Annotated in this window: 10 protein-coding genes; 1 reads left to right on the top strand and 9 read right to left on the bottom strand. The window is 72.9% G+C overall.

Features of this window, described 5'->3' with window-relative positions; translation table 11 throughout:
- Positions 1-5: 5 nt before the first annotated feature.
- Together ACIRL2_RS05110 and ACIRL2_RS05115 are read right to left on the bottom strand one after the other, a co-directional pair.
- The gene (locus tag ACIRL2_RS05110) at positions 6-932 is read right to left on the bottom strand and encodes a Scr1 family TA system antitoxin-like transcriptional regulator (RefSeq protein WP_395868026.1); all 927 of its coding nucleotides are present in this window, start codon (positions 930-932) and stop codon (positions 6-8) included.
- A gap of 144 nt (positions 933-1,076) precedes the next feature.
- Complete coding sequence (locus ACIRL2_RS05115) at positions 1,077-1,310, bottom strand: DUF397 domain-containing protein (RefSeq protein ID WP_402230251.1); 234 nt, start codon at positions 1,308-1,310, stop codon at positions 1,077-1,079.
- Between the two features lie 690 nt (positions 1,311-2,000).
- Between ACIRL2_RS05115 and ACIRL2_RS05120 the strand changes: the two genes are divergently transcribed.
- The gene (locus tag ACIRL2_RS05120) at positions 2,001-4,874 is read left to right on the top strand and encodes a LuxR C-terminal-related transcriptional regulator (RefSeq protein WP_402230254.1); all 2,874 of its coding nucleotides are present in this window, start codon (positions 2,001-2,003) and stop codon (positions 4,872-4,874) included.
- 56 nt (positions 4,875-4,930) lie between these two features.
- Here the strand turns inward: ACIRL2_RS05120 and ACIRL2_RS05125 are convergent, their stop codons facing one another.
- The 7 genes from ACIRL2_RS05125 to ACIRL2_RS05155 all read right to left on the bottom strand — a co-directional run bounded on the left by ACIRL2_RS05125 (position 4,931) and on the right by ACIRL2_RS05155 (position 17,487).
- Positions 4,931-5,803 (bottom strand): class I SAM-dependent methyltransferase, encoded by an 873-nt coding sequence (locus tag ACIRL2_RS05125; RefSeq protein WP_402230255.1) that lies wholly within the window; start codon positions 5,801-5,803, stop codon positions 4,931-4,933.
- Positions 5,800-7,185, bottom strand: coding sequence for a cytochrome P450 (locus ACIRL2_RS05130; RefSeq protein ID WP_402230257.1), 1,386 nt, complete (start codon positions 7,183-7,185; stop codon positions 5,800-5,802). Before ACIRL2_RS05130 ends, ACIRL2_RS05125 begins: the two co-directional genes overlap by 4 nt.
- A gap of 59 nt (positions 7,186-7,244) precedes the next feature.
- Positions 7,245-10,271: an NHLP bacteriocin export ABC transporter permease/ATPase subunit gene (locus tag ACIRL2_RS05135; RefSeq protein WP_402230260.1), complete on the bottom strand. Its 3,027-nt coding sequence runs from the start codon at positions 10,269-10,271 to the stop codon at positions 7,245-7,247.
- A gap of 153 nt (positions 10,272-10,424) precedes the next feature.
- On the bottom strand, positions 10,425-12,695 hold the full coding sequence (locus ACIRL2_RS05140; RefSeq protein WP_395868016.1) for an NHLP family bacteriocin export ABC transporter peptidase/permease/ATPase subunit: 2,271 nt from the start codon (positions 12,693-12,695) through the stop codon (positions 10,425-10,427).
- Positions 12,692-13,507, bottom strand: coding sequence for an HlyD family efflux transporter periplasmic adaptor subunit (locus tag ACIRL2_RS05145; protein ID WP_395868014.1), 816 nt, complete (start codon positions 13,505-13,507; stop codon positions 12,692-12,694). Before ACIRL2_RS05145 ends, ACIRL2_RS05140 begins: the two co-directional genes overlap by 4 nt.
- A complete protein-coding gene (locus ACIRL2_RS05150) occupies positions 13,491-15,050 on the bottom strand; it encodes a SagB family peptide dehydrogenase (RefSeq protein ID WP_395868013.1) in 1,560 nt (519 codons plus the stop codon). The genes ACIRL2_RS05145 and ACIRL2_RS05150 overlap by 17 nt, the downstream gene beginning before the upstream one ends.
- Positions 15,051-15,183: 133 nt before the next feature.
- Positions 15,184-17,487, bottom strand: coding sequence for a TOMM precursor leader peptide-binding protein (locus tag ACIRL2_RS05155; protein WP_395868011.1), 2,304 nt, complete (start codon positions 17,485-17,487; stop codon positions 15,184-15,186).
- Positions 17,488-17,739 lie beyond the last annotated feature (252 nt).

The raw sequence follows: 17,739 nt of genomic DNA on the forward strand, positions 1-17,739 counted from the left end.
ACGGGTCAGTCGGTCCGGCCCGCCGCGAACCGCCGTTCGGCGTCGCGCAGCATGCGTTCGCTGGACAGGCGGTCCTCGGCGGCGGCCCACAGTCGCAGCAGGATTTCCCGATAGGCGTCGATGTCCGCGCGCCTGCTCAAGTACGTGGCGCTATTGGCCTGTTCCAGGTAGATCATCTCGCTGGGGCCGCCCGACGCGAAGCGCAGATACGTCATCGGCGACGGCGGCGTGATGCTGGCGGCGCGGTCGAAGCGTACGACGCGGATGTTGATGCGATCCCGCCCCGACTCCGCCAGCAGGTGGCGCATCTGCTCGGCCATCACCTCCGGGCCGCCGACCGGGCGACGCAGGATGCCCTCGTCCAGCAGCGCGGTCAGGTCCGGTCGGCGCTCGTCCGCGAGCAAAGCCTGGCGCCGGCAGCGCAGATCGATCCGTCGCTCGACCTCCTCGTCGTCGGCGCGCGGCAGCCCGGTGCGTACGATCGCGCGGGTGTACGAGGGCACCTGCAACAGGCCCGGGACCACGTGCACCTCATAGGTGTCGATCTTGGTGGCCGAGTCCTCCATGCCGATCAACCGTGCCAACCAGCCCGGCATCACGTCGCTGTAATGGCTCCACCACGCCCGCTCCAGCGCCTTCTTGAGCAACTCCTCTATCTCGGAGAGGGATTCCTCGTCCCGCACCCCGTAGAAGTGGACCAGGTCGAAGACGTCCCGGGCGCGTGGCGGGCTCTCGCCCCGCTCCAGACGGCTGATCTTGGACATCGAGGCCCGGATCGCCTCGGCCGCGTCCTTGAGTCCCTTGCCGTTGTCCAGGCGCAACTTGCGCAGCGTGGCCCCGAGCACCTTCACGGCCGCGGCCGGATTGCTCTGCTGGGTCAGTGACACCACGGGTGCGATCGACGGGGCGCGGGCCGGGCGGTCGGCGGACATACGGGCTCCAGGAATGGACGTGTCGACGCACGCCATTATCGCGAGTCGAAACCCGCCTGTCCGTCGATCCCACGGCCGAGCCCGGGCCCGGACCTTCCCCAACCTCGCCCGCACCGCCCGCGCCTCGCCCGGACCCCGCCCGGATCAGTCGATCGGGGAATCGACCCCGCCGTTCTTGGCACCCGCGACGAACGCGGCGATCTCCGCCCGCGCGTAGACCAGAGCCGGTCCCCGCGCGCGCTGCGAATCGCGCACCGCGACCTCCCCCTCGGGCAGCACGGCGAGTTCGACACAGTTGCCCTCGGCCGTGCTCGCGCTGCTCTTCACCCACGTCACGGACCCGAACGAGTCCGCCGGATCCCCGTTGCCGGCACGCATCCTCATCACCCTTTCCGATCCCGCCCGATCGCGACCCGCACGGCGCGATCACGGACGCGACAGCCGTCTCGCAAAACCACCTGCATTTGCATCATGGGACCGAGTGAACGTCCCGTCACGGGAAACCGACCCGGAAGTCCCTCGAAAGAGTGCCCGATCCGGGTCGGCGCAGACCCCCCGAAGTCGCACCCGATCCCGCCCGATCGCCCCCGTCCCCCGAACGACCGGCCCCGTAACCCGGGGCGCCCGCGGCAACCGACCCGACCCCTCGAAACCGGTCTCCGGCAGAGAGATCCGGCCGAAATCAGAGGGTTGACCGGCGCCCGGAGCGAACTTGGGATTTGTTCAACACACGGTCACAAGATCCTTGCGCGCAGTTGGCAATCGGGACTTGTGGCCCGCCGCCGCAATGGCGTAACAAGGAACCCGCCGATGGTGTGACACAGCTGATCGGCGTGCCCCACACCGCGGTTCCGCGACCGCGGAACCCGACGGGGAGGGGCCGCGCGGCACGACCGGAACCACCCACGCACGGCTGGACAGGCGGGACGTCCTCCCACGTCCCGGAACGAGACACACCGCTCCGGCCCCGCGGGGAGCCGCCGGCGGCGTCCCCGACGAGCAACGCTGTGCCCACTTTCCCCGCACAGCGCCGCGGTGGGGGCCGCGCCCGGGGGAAGGGACGCTTCAGTGGAACCGGAGCGGGTATCCGAACTTTCCGATCTACTCGCGTACGCACGCGCTTCTCGTACCGGCGCCGGCGGGCGAGCCGTGATCATCAGAACCCCGTCCGGCATGTGGTGCCGTGAACTGCTCGTCGAGTTCACCGACCGACAACGCCGCGCCGGCGCCGCGCCGATCCTGGTCTCGTGCCAACACCGCGACGCGGACCAGCCTTTCGCCGCGCTGCGCCAGCTGCTCACCGGCCTCGACGACGCCGCCGACACCCCCGGCGACTCTCGCTTCGACGAACTGCGCCGGGCCCTGCCGCACGCCGTCCCCGACAACGACCGGCAGCTGTTCGACGAGCTCTACGAGGCGCTGCTGCCCGCGGTGCGGCGCTGCCCCCGAGTGATCGTCGTCGACCACGCGCAGTGGATGGACGACGCCTCGCTGCGGTGGTTCGCGCACCTGGTCCGCCGACTGTCCCGACTGCCGCTGCTGGTGGTGCTCGGCGTACGCGTCGACGACGACCTGCCCGCGCGCGACGCGCTCGAGGACATCGGCGCGCAGGCCGCGTGCCACGAGACCACGCTGCGCCCGCTGTCCGTGCACAGCGCCCGCGAACTCGTGCAACGGGCCTACGGCGGCCGAGCCCCCGACGAACCGTTCGTACGGCTGTGCCACCAGGTCACCGGCGGCGTGCCCGAATACCTGGCCCGGCTGGTCGACACCCAACTCCAGGCCGGGCTGCCCCCGGAACTCGGGCCCACCCGCTCCGGGATCCACGTCGACGGCAGGCCCCGGCTCACCCGGGCCGATCACATCCGCCGCATCGCCGCCCGGATCGAGGCCGCGGCGGTGACCACCCGGCTGGCCCGACAATCCGAGCGGGTCCGCGCGCTGGCCCAGACCGCCGCGTTGTTCGGCGACGGCGCCGACCTGGACATCGTCGCCGACCTGCTGGGCACCGGTCCGGACCGGCTGGACGGCCCGCTGGCCGAACTGGTCCGGATCGGCGCGCTGCGCCGCGCCCCGGTCGGCAGCCGGCTGATGTTCCGTACCCCCGAACTGCGGGACGCCGTCCACGACACCATCCCGGAGAAGCTGCTGCGCGACCGACACCTGCGTGCCGCCCGGCGCCTCGGCGACTATGGCGCACCCCCCGTACGCGTCGCCGAACACCTGCTGCGAATCGACACGCTGGACCTCGACGACCACGCGTGGGCGGGTGCGGTGCTGCACGAGGCGGGCCGCACCGCGCTGGAGGCGGGCGCGACGCTGCGCTGCGCCGAGTACGCCCGGCGGGCCCTGCGCGACGACCCGGCCCCCGAACACCGTGCCCGTCTACTCGTGTTGCTCGGACGGGCCGAGGTGCCGACCGCGCCCGAGGCCGCCGCGCGGCACCTGGAGGAGGCGCTGCGACTGCTGACCGACCCGGCCGAACGCGCCGAGGCGGTCCTGGAGTTGTGCCACGCGCACGTGCTGCGCCAGGGGGACTGCGTGGAGTCGGTGATGCGCCCGGCCCGCAGCACCGCGTCGCGACTGGGCGAACTGGCCGAGCAGGACTGCCCCGACCCCGACGTGCGGCTGCGCCTGCGCGCCGTCGTCCACCAGGGGGCACCGCACGGCGGCCGGCCCACACGCGAACTGCCGCACGGCACGGATTCGCCGGTGGACTTCACACGAGTCACCGGAGTCACCGCCGGCGAGCGCGAACTGCTCGCCGCGTTGGCCTCGGACAGTGCGTGCCGGGCCGAACCCAGCTCGGTGGCGCTGGACCTGATCGAACGCGCGCTCTCCGGGGAAGCGCCGCGCGGCAGCGCCTCGGCCCTGCTCCTGCTGCGCAGTGTCGTGGTGTTGGCCTGGGCCGGACGGCTCGACGAGGCCCGGGCGTGGGCGGCGGGCCTGACCGCGACCATCCCGATCGGGCCCGCGCACTCGCGGATCGGCCTGCCCGCCGTGGTCGCGCACTGCCTGTGCGCGGACATCGCGCTGCGGGCCGGGAACCTGCCCGAGGCGCTGTCCGAGGCGCGCACCGCGAGCCGACTCGCGCGCGGCCCCGAACTGTCCGCCCTCGCCCAACTGACCCGCGTGCAGTTGGCGCGCATCCGGGTGATCCTGGGCCAACACGACGCAGCCACCGCGATGTTGCGTGGATCCCTGGGCGTACCCCGGGCCCGGGCCACCGCGCTGGGCGTGCGCGGGCGATGTCGGCACGCGATGGGGGACATCCGAGGAGCACTGACCGACTATCTCGAATGCGGCCGGCGACTGGCCGAGCTGGGCATCGTCAACCCGGCGTTGAGCGACTGGCGAGGTGGCGCGGCACTGGCGCTGACCGAACTGGACCGGTGCGCCGAAGCGGTGCCGCTGCTGGACGAGGGTCTGGACATCGCGCGGCGCTGGGGCGCCGCGGCCACCATCGGTGAGGCCCTGCGCAACCGGGCACGGATCGAACCCCCGCGCGCCGCGGCCCGACTCCTGGAGGAGTCGGTCGCCGTCCTCGAACACTCCGGCGCCCGTCTGCAACTGGCCGAGTCCCTGGTGGAGTCGGGCCGGATGTACGCGCTGGCCGGGCAACCGGCGGCGGCCCGGCAGTCGTTGCGGCGCGGGATGGGCCTGGCCCAGGAGTGCGGTTGGGACCTGCTGGTCGAGCGGGCGCACAAGGACCTGCTGGCCTGCGGCGGCCGACTGCGCCGCACCAGCCTGTCCGGTCCCGGTTCGCTGACCCCCTCCGAACGCCAGATCGCCGAACTCGCCGCCGCCGGGCACACCAACCGTGCCATCGCCGAGTTCCTGTGCGTCACGCGCGGCACGGTGGAGGTGCACCTGACGCACGTCTACCGCAAGCTGGGCATCTCCGGCCGCTCCGCGCTGTCCACCCGGCTGGCCTCGAAGTAGCCGCCGACGCCGACCCGGGCCGGCCCGACCCGCGTCTCGCCCGCGCCGAACCGCGCCTATGGCGCGCTTCGGCGCGGGCGAGACGCGGTGTGCCCGGCCCGGGGCACCCGCCCACCCACCGCGAAGCCCAGCAGCATGGTGAACCCGTCCAGCGCGACGAACCGCTCCCACGCCGCCATCGCCCTGGCGTACACGCCCAACCCCAGGACGCCCCGCTCGACCAGCGGGAGCAACCGTTCCGGGGACAACTGCGGCCCGAGCGCGCCGACGCCGCCGACCTCGTCGCTGGTGTAGGCGAACGGCCGTACGGTGATCTCCTCCAGGCCCGCCGCCCGCAGGATCCGCGGCAGCCTGCGCGCCACCAACCGGTCCCCGCCGTCCGCCGCCTGGGCCGAACCCAGCGCCCGGTAGGCCTCGGCGGAGAAGGCCGACATGTCCGGGTCGGCGCAGCCCCACAGCCCGGCGTCCACGTCGACGACGGCCAGCCGTCCGCCCGGCCGCACCAGGCTCGCGAGGGACCGCGCGGCCCCGACCGGGTCGGCCAGATGCTGGAAGACGTACCGAGCCAGCACCAGATCGAACCCCGCCGCCGGCAACGGGGGGCGGGCCAGGTCGCCCGCCACGTAGCGAATCCCGTCGTCCGACCCCTGCACCCGAGCCACCGCCAACAGTCGCTCGTCCGCGTCCAACCCCACCACCCGCGTGCCGGGGTCGACCAGTCGCGCCCGCAGCCGCCGGGTGACCGCTCCCGTGCCGCAGCCCGCGTCCAGCACCGCCCCGCCCGAGGTCGGCGCCCACTCGGCGAGCACCCGCCACTCGTGTGCCCAGCTCAACTCCGCCTGGGTCTCCAGCCGGCGCACCTCGGCCGGCACCCCGCCCCACTCGGCCTGCGGCCGGTAGCTGCCGCCGGGGTGGATCGCGCCGCTCACCGCGCGCCGCCGTCCGCGAGCAGGTGCGGCGTCATCAGCAGCCCGTCCCGCGGGCGCAGCGTCACCAGTGCCTCCGGCACCACCGGATGGCCGACCACGCCGCGCAGTTCCAGCCGTTGCAGGATGGTGGCCAGTACCAGGATCGCCTCCGTGGTCGCGAACGACTGGCCGATGCACACCCGGGGCCCGCCGCCGAAGGGCACGTACGCGTGCGCGGGTCGCCCCTGCCGCGCGGTCGCGGTGAAGCGGGCGGGCCGGAACTCCTCGGGTGCGTCCCAGACGCGCGGGTGCCGGTGCAGGGTCCACGGACTGATGCACACCAGCGTGCCCGCGGGCACCGTGAGTCCGTCGAGGACGTCCTCCGTGTTCGCCCGCCGGGAGATCAGCCACACCGGGGGATACAAGCGGATCGCCTCCTCCAGGCAGCGCCGGGTCAGATCCAGGCGCGGCAGGTCCTGGGCCCGGGGCGCTCGGCCACCGAGCACCTCGGCCAACTCCGCCCGGACCGCCGCCGCGTACTCCGGCCGGCGGTCCAGCAGATGCACCGTCCAACTCAGCGCCTTGGCCGTGGTCTCGTGCCCGGCCATCACCATGGTCAGCACCTGATCGTGCAACTCGCGATCACTGAACGCGTCCCCGTGCGCGTCGCGCGCGGCGAGCATCGCGTCCAACAGGTCGGCGGGGCGATCCGACGGCGGTCCGGTGTAACGGCGTGCGGCCACCAGCATCCCGACCACCCGCTCCAGGAAGGTTTGCGCGGCCAGGTACGACTCGCGCAGCCGGCGGAACGCGACGTCGTCCACGACCGACGCGTTCGGCTCGCCGTCGAAGTGGCCGATGAAGCGGTTGATGTCGTCGACGGCACGCCCGAATCCGGGCCCGGCCGCGGCCAGATCCGCGCCCAGCAGGGCGTCCGCGACGATCCGCAGGGTCAGCGCGGTGAAGTCGTGGTCCACCCGCACCGGGCGACCGGCCCGCGCGGCCTCGCTCCACGCGTCGGCGAGATCCGTGGCGGCGTCGGTCATCAGGGTGTCGAACGCCTCCACCTGCCGGGCTCGGAACGCCGGCGCGCACAAACGCCGTTGCCGCTCCCAGGTCGGCCCGTCGCTGGTCAGCAGCCCGGTGCCGAGCAGCGGAGTGAGCATGAAGTCGTCGGGCGTGCCCGCCTTCGTCCACGCGGTGTAGTTGTCCTTGAGGACGTGCCGGACCAGATCGGGGCGATTGACGAACCACACCACCTCGCCCCGGGTGCGATGGCTGCACAGGTCGCCGTATTCGGCGGCGAGTTCGGTGAGGAAGGCCAGCGGGTCGTCCCGGATGCCGGCCAGGTCGAGTTCGTCGGCGGGCCCGGGTGGACGCCGGCGGACGGGGGATTCGGACACGAGGAACCTCCTGGAGCCGGCCTGCGGATACCGGCGACGGACGCGAAATCGGCCACGAACTAGGCCATCTGACGTTGCACCAGCCGGTGGAACAGCCCGTCCTCGTCGGCCAGCAACTGGTCCGGCGGTCCCTGCTGCACCACCCGCCCGGCGTCGAGCACGATGATGCGGTCGGCCTGCATCACCGTGGACAGCCGGTGCGCGATGATGATCCGGGTGGCGTTGAGCCGGCGGGTGCTCTGGGTGACCACCTCCTGTGTGCGGTTGTCCAGCGCGCTGGTCGCCTCGTCGAAGAACAGGATGCGCGGTCGGCCGATCAGTGCCCGGGCGATCATCAGGCGCTGCCGCTGGCCGGCGGACAGGGTCACCGCACCGTCGTTGAGGACGGTGTGCATGCCCATCGGCATATGGCCCAGGTCGTCGTCCAGACCGGCCATCTCGGCGGCCTCCCATGCCTCGTCGAGGGTGTAGTCGCGCAGCCCGCAGATGTTGTGCAGCACGCTGCCCGCGAACAGTTGGCCGTTCTGCAACACCACGCCGAATTGGCGGCGCACGGCCGCCACATCCAGCGACGCCAGGTCCTGCCCGTCGTAGAGCACCGAACCGGTGGTCGGCTCCTCGAAGCCGATCAACAACCGCAGCAGGGTCGACTTGCCGCAGCCGGTCGGCCCGACGATGGCCACGAACTCGCCGGGACGGGCCCGCAGGTTCACGTCCTCCAGTACCGGCGGGCTGTCCCGGTGGTAGCTGAACGACAACCGGCTGACCTCGATGCCGCCGTACAGATCACCGGGCGGCTGCTTGGACTCCAGGACCTCGGGCAGCGCCCGCAGCACCGGCTGCACGCCCTCGTACAGCGGCACCGCCGCGGCCACCATGGTCACGCTCGCGGTCATCTGCAACATCGAGCCGAGCATCAGGGTGAACGCGACGTTGAAGGACAGGAAGTCGCCGACGTCCAGTTGCCCGGAGGCCGGACCCGAGACCATCGCGAACAGCACGAGCGTGCAGGCGAGCAGGTAGGCCGAGTTGAACACCGTGACCAGGTTCTGCAGGCGGCGGGTGCGTACGGTCAGCATGCGGCCGCGGGCGAAGGCCATCGCCCAGAACGCGAACGCCCGGTCCTCGGCCGCTGCGACACGCAACTTGGGCAAACCGGAAAGAAGTTGGAACATACGGCCGGACAACAGGTGATCCTCGGCCACGAGTTCGCGCTGCCAGCGCATCTGGCGCAGTCCGGCGACCGCGCAGACCGCGCCGCCCAGCAGCGCGAGCAGGCAGGCCACCAGTGCGAGCGGCACGCTGTAGAAGAACAGCAAACCCAGATCGACCGTGAAGACCAGGAACGCGGGGACGAACAACGCGGTGACCCCGCTGAGGATCTCGCGCAATCCGCTGATGCCCATCGCGGCGCTGCTGAGCGAGCCGGAGGAGACGGAGGCGAAGAACCCGGTGGGCAGCCGGAGCAGCCGATCCCACACAGCCGCCTGCGCGGACGCCTCGAACCGGCCCTCGATCCGCAGCAGGGACAGGTTCTGCACCGCGGAGAAGGCCGCGGCCAACAGGGCGGACGCGATCAGGACCACGCACATCTGGGAGACCAGGACCCGATCGCTCTGCGGCACGAACACGCCGAGCACCTTGCCGGTCAGCACCGGTACCAGCAGACCGAGCAGGGCCGCCGCCAACCCGCAGGCGAGCAGCACGAGCAGATCGCGTGCGCTGCCCCGGACGCCGAAGCGCAGCAGCGCGCCCCGGCCGCCGGGCTGCTCGGGCAGCGGCGGGTAGAACATCGTCGCGCGGCGCTCCAGCGTGTCCGCCAGCGCCCGGGTCACCGGCCTCCAGTCGGCGCCGGAGGAGTCGAGCACGTGATAGCGCCGCCGCCGCCACACCAGCGCGACCGGGCGGCGGGTGTCCGGATCGTTGTCCACCGCGCGCACATGGCCGACCAGCGGGCCCGAGTCGGTGCGCCACCAGCGGTCCACCAACTGCACGTCGCGCACCCGGAACCCGGAGGAGACGGCGATCCGCTCCAGCGGGTGCAGTCGCGCGTCGGAGGCCTCCGAGGTGCCCGAGCGGGTGACCCGGACACCGCCCGCCTGTCCGACCACCCGGGCCACCGCGAGGTAGTCGTCCTGATCGGCCGCGTCCAGGCCGGGCCGGTGGGCCGGCCGATACGGGTCGAGCACCGCGCCCAACGCGCGCGAGGAACGGCGCAGCGCGTCCGCGTCGACCAGCCGCCGGGCGTCCAGTTCCCGACCCGCGTTGCCGCGTCGGCCGCGCAGCCGTTCGTCCACGCGCTGCATCAGGGTGTGCTGATGGCGGGCCAGGTCGGTGGCGAACACCGCCTCCGAGAGCACGTCGCGGGTGCGGACCGCGTGCACGAACGCGCCGCCGGCGGAGTACAGCCAGTCGGCCGCGCCGATCGCGAGCCGGCCGCCGAACCCGACGGTGGGCACCGCCTCGGCATCGCCGGCGTCCTCCGCGGCGGGTCGGATCGCGCCACCCGGTCCACGCTCGTCGGGCTCGACGGCGTCCTCGTTCGGCCCGCCGATGGCAACGGAGCCGGAGAGCACCCGCACCCACAAGGTGCCCTCGACCGAGCGGGCCGAGCCGCCGGCGGGCATCTCCGCGCCGTCCCCGGCCTCCAGGGCGGTGAAGGTACGCGGTGGCAGGCCCATTCGGACCGCGTCGGCCAGCGCGCCCAGGCCGCGGTCCAGGCAGGCCGCGAAGCAGCCCGCGAACGCGTCGTCCCCGGCGGCGGCGGTGAGCACGTCGGTGAGCGCGGCGGTGCGCACGGCCCCGCCGGGCAGCGGTTTGCCCAGCATCGCGGTGCCGCCCGCCGGCACCCCGCACAACGCGGTCCCGGCGCCCACCCGGCACAGGAACTGCCAGCGACCGCCCTCCTCCTCGGTGGTGGCGAACACGTCCACCATGCCGGCGGTGACGAACCACACCTCGTGCGCGCCGACGAGCGGGAAGGCACCGGCGACGTCGGGCCCCAGCCGGTCACCCAGCGCGCGCAGGTCCAACGGGGTGTCGTCGGGCGGCTCGGCGGGTTCGAAGCCCTGCGGGGGCTCGGTCATCCTGCTTCCTCCATCGGGCGGTTCGCGGGCGGCGGGCAAGGCGTGCGGGTGATGGCGTCCGGTGCCGGGGACGTTGCCGGCGACCGTGACGGGCACGGCGTCGAAGGCGATGGGTCGGCCGAGGCGCCGGCGGAACCGCGCCTCGGCCGACGCCTACTGGTCGCGGATGAGTTCGGCGTACGGCCCGGCGACGGCCGCCAGCGCGTGGTGGCTGCCGCGTTGCGCGACCCGGCCCTGTTCGAGCACGACGATCTCGTCGCTGTCGCGCACCGTGGACAGGCGGTGCGCGATGATCACGCACGCACAGCCCCGCCGACGCAGGTTGTCGTCGATGGTCGCCTCGGTCTGCGCGTCCAGCGCGCTGGTGGCCTCGTCCAGGACCAGCACACTGGGATTGCGGACCAGCGCGCGGGCGATCTCCAGGCGCTGCCGCTGGCCGCCGGAGAAGTTCTTGCCGCCCTCGGCCATCGGGCTGTGGATGGTGCCCGGGCGGGCCGCGACCACGTCGTACACGGCCGCGTCGCGCAGCGCGGCCACCACCGCCTCGTCCGGGATCGAGTCGTCCCACAGGGTGACGTTGTCGCGCACGGTGCCCTCGAAGAGGAAGATGTCCTGGTCCACGAACGCGACCGCGGTACCCATCACATCGCGCGGATAGTCCCGTCGCGGCCGGCCGTCGAAGAGCAACTCGCCGGTCCACGGCTCGTACAGGCCGGCGATCAACCGGCTCACCGTCGATTTGCCGCTGCCCGAACCGCCGACCAGCGCGACCCGCTCGCCCGGGCCCACCCGCAGCGAGAAGTCGTCCAGGAGCGGTTTGCCCAACGGGCTGTAGCCGAAGGTGACATGGGAGAGCTCGACCCGACCGGCGAGCACCGGGGTGGTGTCGTGCCCGTTCCCGAACCGGGCCCGGCGGGCCTGTTCGTCCTCCAGGAACTCCGGTGCGGGCGGGAACTTCTCGATGTCCTTGAGCCGGTGCAGGTCGGCGGTCACGTCCTGCAGGCGCGGCCCGAGGTTGGCGAGTTGGGCCACCGGTCGGCTGAACGAGTTGACCAGTGTCTGGAAGGCGACCAGCAGGCCGATCGACATGTGCCCGTCGATCGCCCGCAGTCCGCCGATCCACAACAGCAGGCCGCTGTCCACCGCGGCCAGCAGCGGCGGGACCACGGCCAGGATCGAGGTGGGCGCGCCCAGCGTCTGCTGTCCGGACACCACCCGGGCCTGGAACCCGGCCCAGCGCTTGAAGTAGTCGCCCTCGGCGCCGGATGCCTTGAGCGTCTCGATCAGTTGCAGGCCGTTGTACGAGGCGGCGACCAGGCCGGAGCGGTCCGCGCGCAGCCGGGCCACGGTGTCCGTGCGCATCCGCGAGACCAGCTTGAGCACCACGATGTTGAGCATCGCCACGCCCACCCCGACCACGGTGAGCTGCGCGTCGTAGGTCCACAACAGGCCCGCGTAGACCAGCACCAGGAGCGTGCTGACCGCGGTGGTGGCCACGTCGCGGGACAGGATCTGCGCGATCGTGGCATTCGAGGAGACCCGTTTGCCGATCTCGGCGGGACTGCGCTGGGTGAAGAACACCACGGGCAGACGCAGCAGATGGCGCACCACGCGTACCGAGCTGCGGATCGAGGACGCGGACTCGACGCGCAACAGGTGGGCCTGTTGCAGCATGGTCAACCCGACCGTGACCGCCGCCGCCAGCCCCATCGAGGCGAGCAGCGCGGGCAGGAACGAGTGGTCGCCGCCGGTGAGGACCCGGTCGATGTACACCCGGGTGAAGGCGGGCGCGGCCAGCCCGGGCAGGATCAGCAGCAGGCTGGCCAGCAGCGCGAGCAGCAGCGCGCCGCCGCTGCTGCGGTAGCGCGCCCGCAGGTCGGCGAGCAGTCGGGGCGAGTGCCCGCCGCGGCGGAAATCCGGGCCGGGCTCGAAGGTGAGCACGATGCCGGTGAACGCGGCGTCGAACTCCTCGAGGGTGACCACCCGGCGGCCCTGCGCCGGGTCGTTGAGGCGCATCACCGGTCGGCCGAGCCGGCGGGCCGGGCCCTCGTAGACCACGAAGTGGTTGAACTTCCAGAACAGGATGGCCGGCGGCCGGCCGCGGAGCAGCGCGGCGGTCTCCATCTGCATGCCGCGCGCGGTCAGACCGTACGCGCGCGCGGCGCGCAGCAGGTTCGCCGCCTTGGCGCCGTCCCGGGAGACGCCGCACGCGTGGCGCAGTTCCTCCAGCGGCACGTGACGCCCGAAGTGGGCGAGCACCATGGCCAGCGCGGCGGCGCCGCATTCGACGGCCTCCAACTGGATGACCGTGGGGGTGCGGACCGACGTCCGGCGTTCGCCGGACTCGCGGCGGCGTCTTCCGGGCTCGGCCGGGGCGGGAGGTCCGGTCGGTGCCCCGGCCGGCGGGGGCGAGGTGGTGGTCATCCAGGAAGCAGCCAATCGAGCGGGCGCTCGCCCGGCAGGCGGGCGAAGCCGGTGATGGGGGTCTGCGAGTCGATCCGGAACGGCGGACCGGACTTGTTGGTCCACCGATAGCCGCTGAGTGTGCGCGGATCGGTCTCCAGGTCGACGGTGACCCGGACCGCGCCGCCGGCGGACAACAATCGGGCCGCGGCCTGTTGGTCGCCGCCGAGGAAGTCGGTCACCTGTTGGGCGGTGTAGGGGAACTGGTCGATCGCGGTGATCCGGCCGCGCAGCAGTCCGAACGCCTGGGAGGGCGCGGACTGGACGGACACGTCCACCTGGGTGCCCGGGCGCAACATGCCGGCACTGCGCGGCGAGACGAACAGCGTGGCCAGCAGTCGGTCGTCGTTGGCGTCGGTGCGCTCGACGGTCATGAACGTGGTGCCCACCGAGATGTACTGGCCGCTGGAGACCAGGACGCCGATCACCCGGCCGGCGAACGGCGCGCGGACGATCTGGGTGGCACCCTGCTGGTCGACCACGGACAACACCGGGGTGCCCTTGGGCACCAGCGTCGCCGAGTCCACGAACAGGTTGGACACCAGGCCGGTCTGCGGGCTCTGCACCCGCGAGACGCCCAATGGGTGGGTCAGGATGCCGGGCACCTTCACCTTGCGGGGGAGGGTGCCGGTCGCCGACCACCCGGCGGCGCAGCCGACCAGCAGGGCCAGGGCCAGCAGCAGGGCCCACGCGCGGGGGCGGGCCAGGCGGATCGGCGCGTCCAGTTCCTCGGGTGCCTTCAGCGCCTCCAGGGCCTCACGACGAAAGTGCATCGCGGCCTCCCATCGGGCCCGCGCGCTCGGGGTGGTGCGGCTCGACCCGGTGCGGCTCGACGCGATCCGGGTCGAGGTGATCGGATTCGACGTGATCGGGTTCGACCCGGTGCGGCTCGGGGCCGACCGTGCCGAGCAGGAACTCGCCGACGCTGCCCTCGTGTTCCCACCGGTTGCCGGTGGCCAGCGCGAACATGTCGGAGTCGCCGCCGCCGAGCCCGCACGCGGCCAGGCCCATCGCGGTCGCCACCAGGTACATGGTCTGGTAGAGCACGCCCACGTGCTTGAGCACGAGCGCGTAGCCCATCGTCTGGTACTTCCACATCACCCGGCCGAAGCGCGCGCTCACCACCAGCACCACCTGCGGCGGCGCGGTCATCAAGGACGTGGCGCGGGCCACCTCGGACAGCCGGTGCACCGCCGGGCCGGGCTCGGCGACGCGTTCGAGGCGATGCTCCCGCGGGTCGTAGTGGTAGAGCCCGGGCTCGATGCCCTCGACGTTGTTGATCAGCGGGTACAGCTCCAACTCGTGGCAGCGCCCGCCCGAGGGGTAGGGGCGGTCGCCGATCTCCTGGCGCTCCTCGTGGAAGATCGCCCGGTTGCGGGCCGTGCGGTACAGGAACTCGCCGAGTTGGTCCAGGGTCAGCGGCGCCGCGTCGTCGTGCGCGCGGATCGAGCGGCGGCCCTCCAGTACCTCGGTGAGGGTGGGGTCCGTGCGGCGCACCGCGTCCAGGTCCGGGCGCGGCAGGTCGATCGCGTCGCCGGGGAACGCCGGGCGCACCGCGGGCAGCGGCGGCGCCGAGGCGGCCCGCCAGTAGGTGCCGCCGTACGGCAGGTCGTGGCGCCCGGCGCGGGTGCGGCCGTGGAACCACAACTCGTGCGGCGACCACTGGGCCCGGTCCGGATCGGCGTCCTCGGTCTCGGGATCCACCAGCAGGCCGTGTCGGGCCAGCAGGTCCAGCGCCCGGCCGACGCCCGGTGGTGATTCGGCGGGCCGGTGTGGCAGGCCGGCGAGCAGCGCGGCCAGCGCCGGGTCGAGCAGGTCGGCGGCGACCGGGGCCAACGGCGACTCCAGGACGGTGTGTTCGCCGTCGCGGCGCAGCACCGCGAAGCGGGACAACCGCAGCCGGGTCCGGTCCACGGCGGCGGTGCCGCGCGCGGCCTGCGGCGCCGGCGGCGCGAGCGGACGCAACGTCAGCAGGGGCCGGCCGGCCGCCTCCAGGCGGATGCTCAGCCAGCCGCCGGTGCGCAGCCGGCGCAGCAGCGTGGGCAGCTTGAGCAGCGCCGCCTCGCCCTCGCGCGCGATGACCACCTGATGCAGGTCGTCCTCGACGCACGGATGGGCGGCGAGCAGCGCGACGGCCGCCGCGACGCCCGGCGTGAGCACGCCCAGTGCCAGCCCGCGCGGGCCGAGGAAGAGCAGCGTCGCGCCGTCCGCGCCGGTGCTCACCCGGGCGCCGGGATGCAGGGCGATGCGTTCCACCGGCGCGGACTCGGTGGGTGTGGCGACCGCCGCCGCGGGCGGGGTGCCGAGGCTGGTCATGGAACCTCCGGGGCAGGTCGGGCCGTACGAGGGCCGCGCCGGGGCGGGCGGTGCGGCCGGTCCGGGGCGCGAGGCCGGAGCCGGCCGGCCCCGGGGCGCGGGACGAGGCCCCGCCCCCGGGCCGCCCGGGTGCTCAGAAGAAGACGCTGTACGGGTTGAGCTCGGCCTCGGGGGTGGGCGCGTCGAGCCAGCCGAGCCGCACCGGCGTGTCGTACATCCGGCCCGGACCCAGGCGCCGCCAGAAGTGCCGCAGCCCCGGCACCATCACCTTGGCCACGTGCAACTCCAGGTCGGGCAGCGACTGGTCGAGCACGATCACCTCCAGGTCGACCGCGCGCAGCCGGTCCACCGTGTTGCGGATGTCGCGCGCGATGTCCCCGCTGTGCAGGGTGCCGTAGCCGGCCAGGGTGGTGGCCGGCAGGTGCGGCGCGGGCAGCGCCCACGGCTCGCGCTCGGCGGTGGCGGTGTGCAGCCAGGCCAGGGTGTGCGGATCGTCCTCCCAGTACTTGGTGGTGCCGTCCGGGTTGCGGTTGATCACCGCCGGGAGGAACTGGTTGACCTCGGTGAGCGCGCGCAGCACCGCGATCCGTACGTCCAGGTGCGCGCCGAAGCCCAGCAGGATGTCCTCCACCGGGTGGTCGGTGCGCCGCGAGACCGCGGCGAACGTGGGCACACCCAGGTCGGTGGTGATGTCGACGACCTCCAGCGTGCGCTGCATCCCGGCGTAGAACTCGCGCAGGGTGTCCACGTACGGCTCGCGCAGCGAGTCCAGGTCGAAGCCGGGGCGCAGCGCCCGGTTGTACCACCACAGGCCGACCGCGTCCCGCTCGCAGCTCTCGAACAGGCCCTGCATGATCGCCTCTTCGAGGGTGTTCCCGGAGGCGTTGCCGTTGCCGTCGCTGAAGCAGAAGAAGTGCTCGTGCAGGTCGGGGTGGCCGAACCAGGAGTAGCCGGCCGGCACCAGGCGGGGCCGGTCCCCGGTCAGCGACCACGCGCGGGACCACTGCAGGCGCCGGTCCTCGTCGAAGCGCTCGGGCACCAGGTGCAGCCGCCCGGCCGATTCGCGGTTCCACCTCTCGCGCGTCTCGTACTGGTTGTCGGAGTACAACAACAGGTCGTAGGGGTGCACGGCCAGGTCCGGGCCCAGTTCGGCGAACGAGCCCGGCTCGGTGGTGCGGTCCGCGCGCCATACGCCCGAGTAGCGCTCGATCGCCTCGCAGACCCCGCTGACCCGCGCCTGGACGTCACTGCGGCCCTTGCCGCCGCTCTGCCCGCGCAGGTTGCGCCGCAACATCGCGATGTTGTGCCCGGGGACGGCGAAATTGTGGCTCGCCGAGTAGCTGAAGGTGACGCCGTTGTCGACGTCGTTGAGCAGGCGCAGCGAGCTGATCGCGCCCAGCAGCCGGCTGATGTGCTTCTCCAGGCGCTTGAACGTGTCGTCCGGGCGCATCGTGCGGTGGCCACCCTCGTCGTCGAACACCACCGGCTGGTCCGCGAGTTCGATTCTGGGGTCGCGGTCGAGCAGGAGCGTGGGGTCGCCGCAGGCCGGACACTGGGGTTGGCGGATCAGGCGATGTTGTTCCAGGCGCCGGCCGGCAACGTGCAGGGAGACCAGGACGCCCTCGTGGTCGGAGCGCCCGGCGGCCAGCAGTTCGGCGGCGGCCGCGGCGACCAGGTGCGCGGACAGGCCCACCGACCACGCGGTGGCGGCCAGCGACGTGCGGATCGGCTCGTCCGCGACGGTGCCGTCGTCGCGCCGCCGCAGGAAGGTTTCCACCTGCTGGTTGCCGGCCAGCCGGTGGGCCAGGCAGTGCCAGCAGCCGGTCTTCCCGGGGACCAGGTAGGGGCCGGTCCACACCTCGGCCCCAGTGGGCTTGGCGAGCAGCCACGGCAGTGCCTCGGCGCGCAACCGGGCGTCCATCGCGTCCAGTCGGGGGTCGAGGTAGTCGTCGGTGAGCACCACCGTCAGGTCCGGTCCGCGCCGTCCCTCACTCGCCCCGGCGCCGACCTCGGCCGGGGTCACCGGGGTCACCGTCGCGCCGATCTCGCGCAGCGCGGCGACCACGGCGGCGGCGTCCACCGCGCCCAGCGCGGCCACCTCGATCCGCGCCTCGCCGAGCCGGCGCAGCGCCGTCGCGGCGTCCAGTCCCAGGCCCTCCCAGGCCGCGGCGGTGGCCCTGTCCTCGCCCACCGCGCCGTCCACCAGGTGTCCGAAGCGCTGGAACTTGGAGACGGCGAAGACGACTTCACCCATGGTGAAGCGTTCGGCCAGCTTCTCGGTGATCTCCGCGATGGTGTGCGTGCCGTCGAGATACGGCAACACGGCGGTGACCGCCTTGCCCTGCACGAGGTAGTGGCCGTCCTCGCAGACGAGGAAGACCCGGTCGGGACCGAAGGCGCGAGCGACGAGATGTGCCTTGAGACGAGGCAGGTCCACGAATTCTCTCCCGGCGTAGTCGAAATTCCACGAGCGGCGTCGACGGCTGCTGCCGGTAATTCTTAGCCGCCGCCGATACGCCCGGACAAGGTCGTTTCGGCGATTCTCCGCTGTTTCTCCGGTGGTCGTGCACTCGGGCATGGGGGTGCCCCTCGGATCCCTATCGGGGGGTGCCGCCTAACGTTGGGGGGTGTCTCGATTAGCTTCCCGGACCGGCGCTTTGACCTGCGGGAGGTGAGGGTCGAGGTGTGG

The organism is Embleya sp. NPDC127516 (genome assembly GCF_044765325.1).
Lineage (GTDB): Bacteria > Actinomycetota > Actinomycetes > Streptomycetales > Streptomycetaceae > Embleya.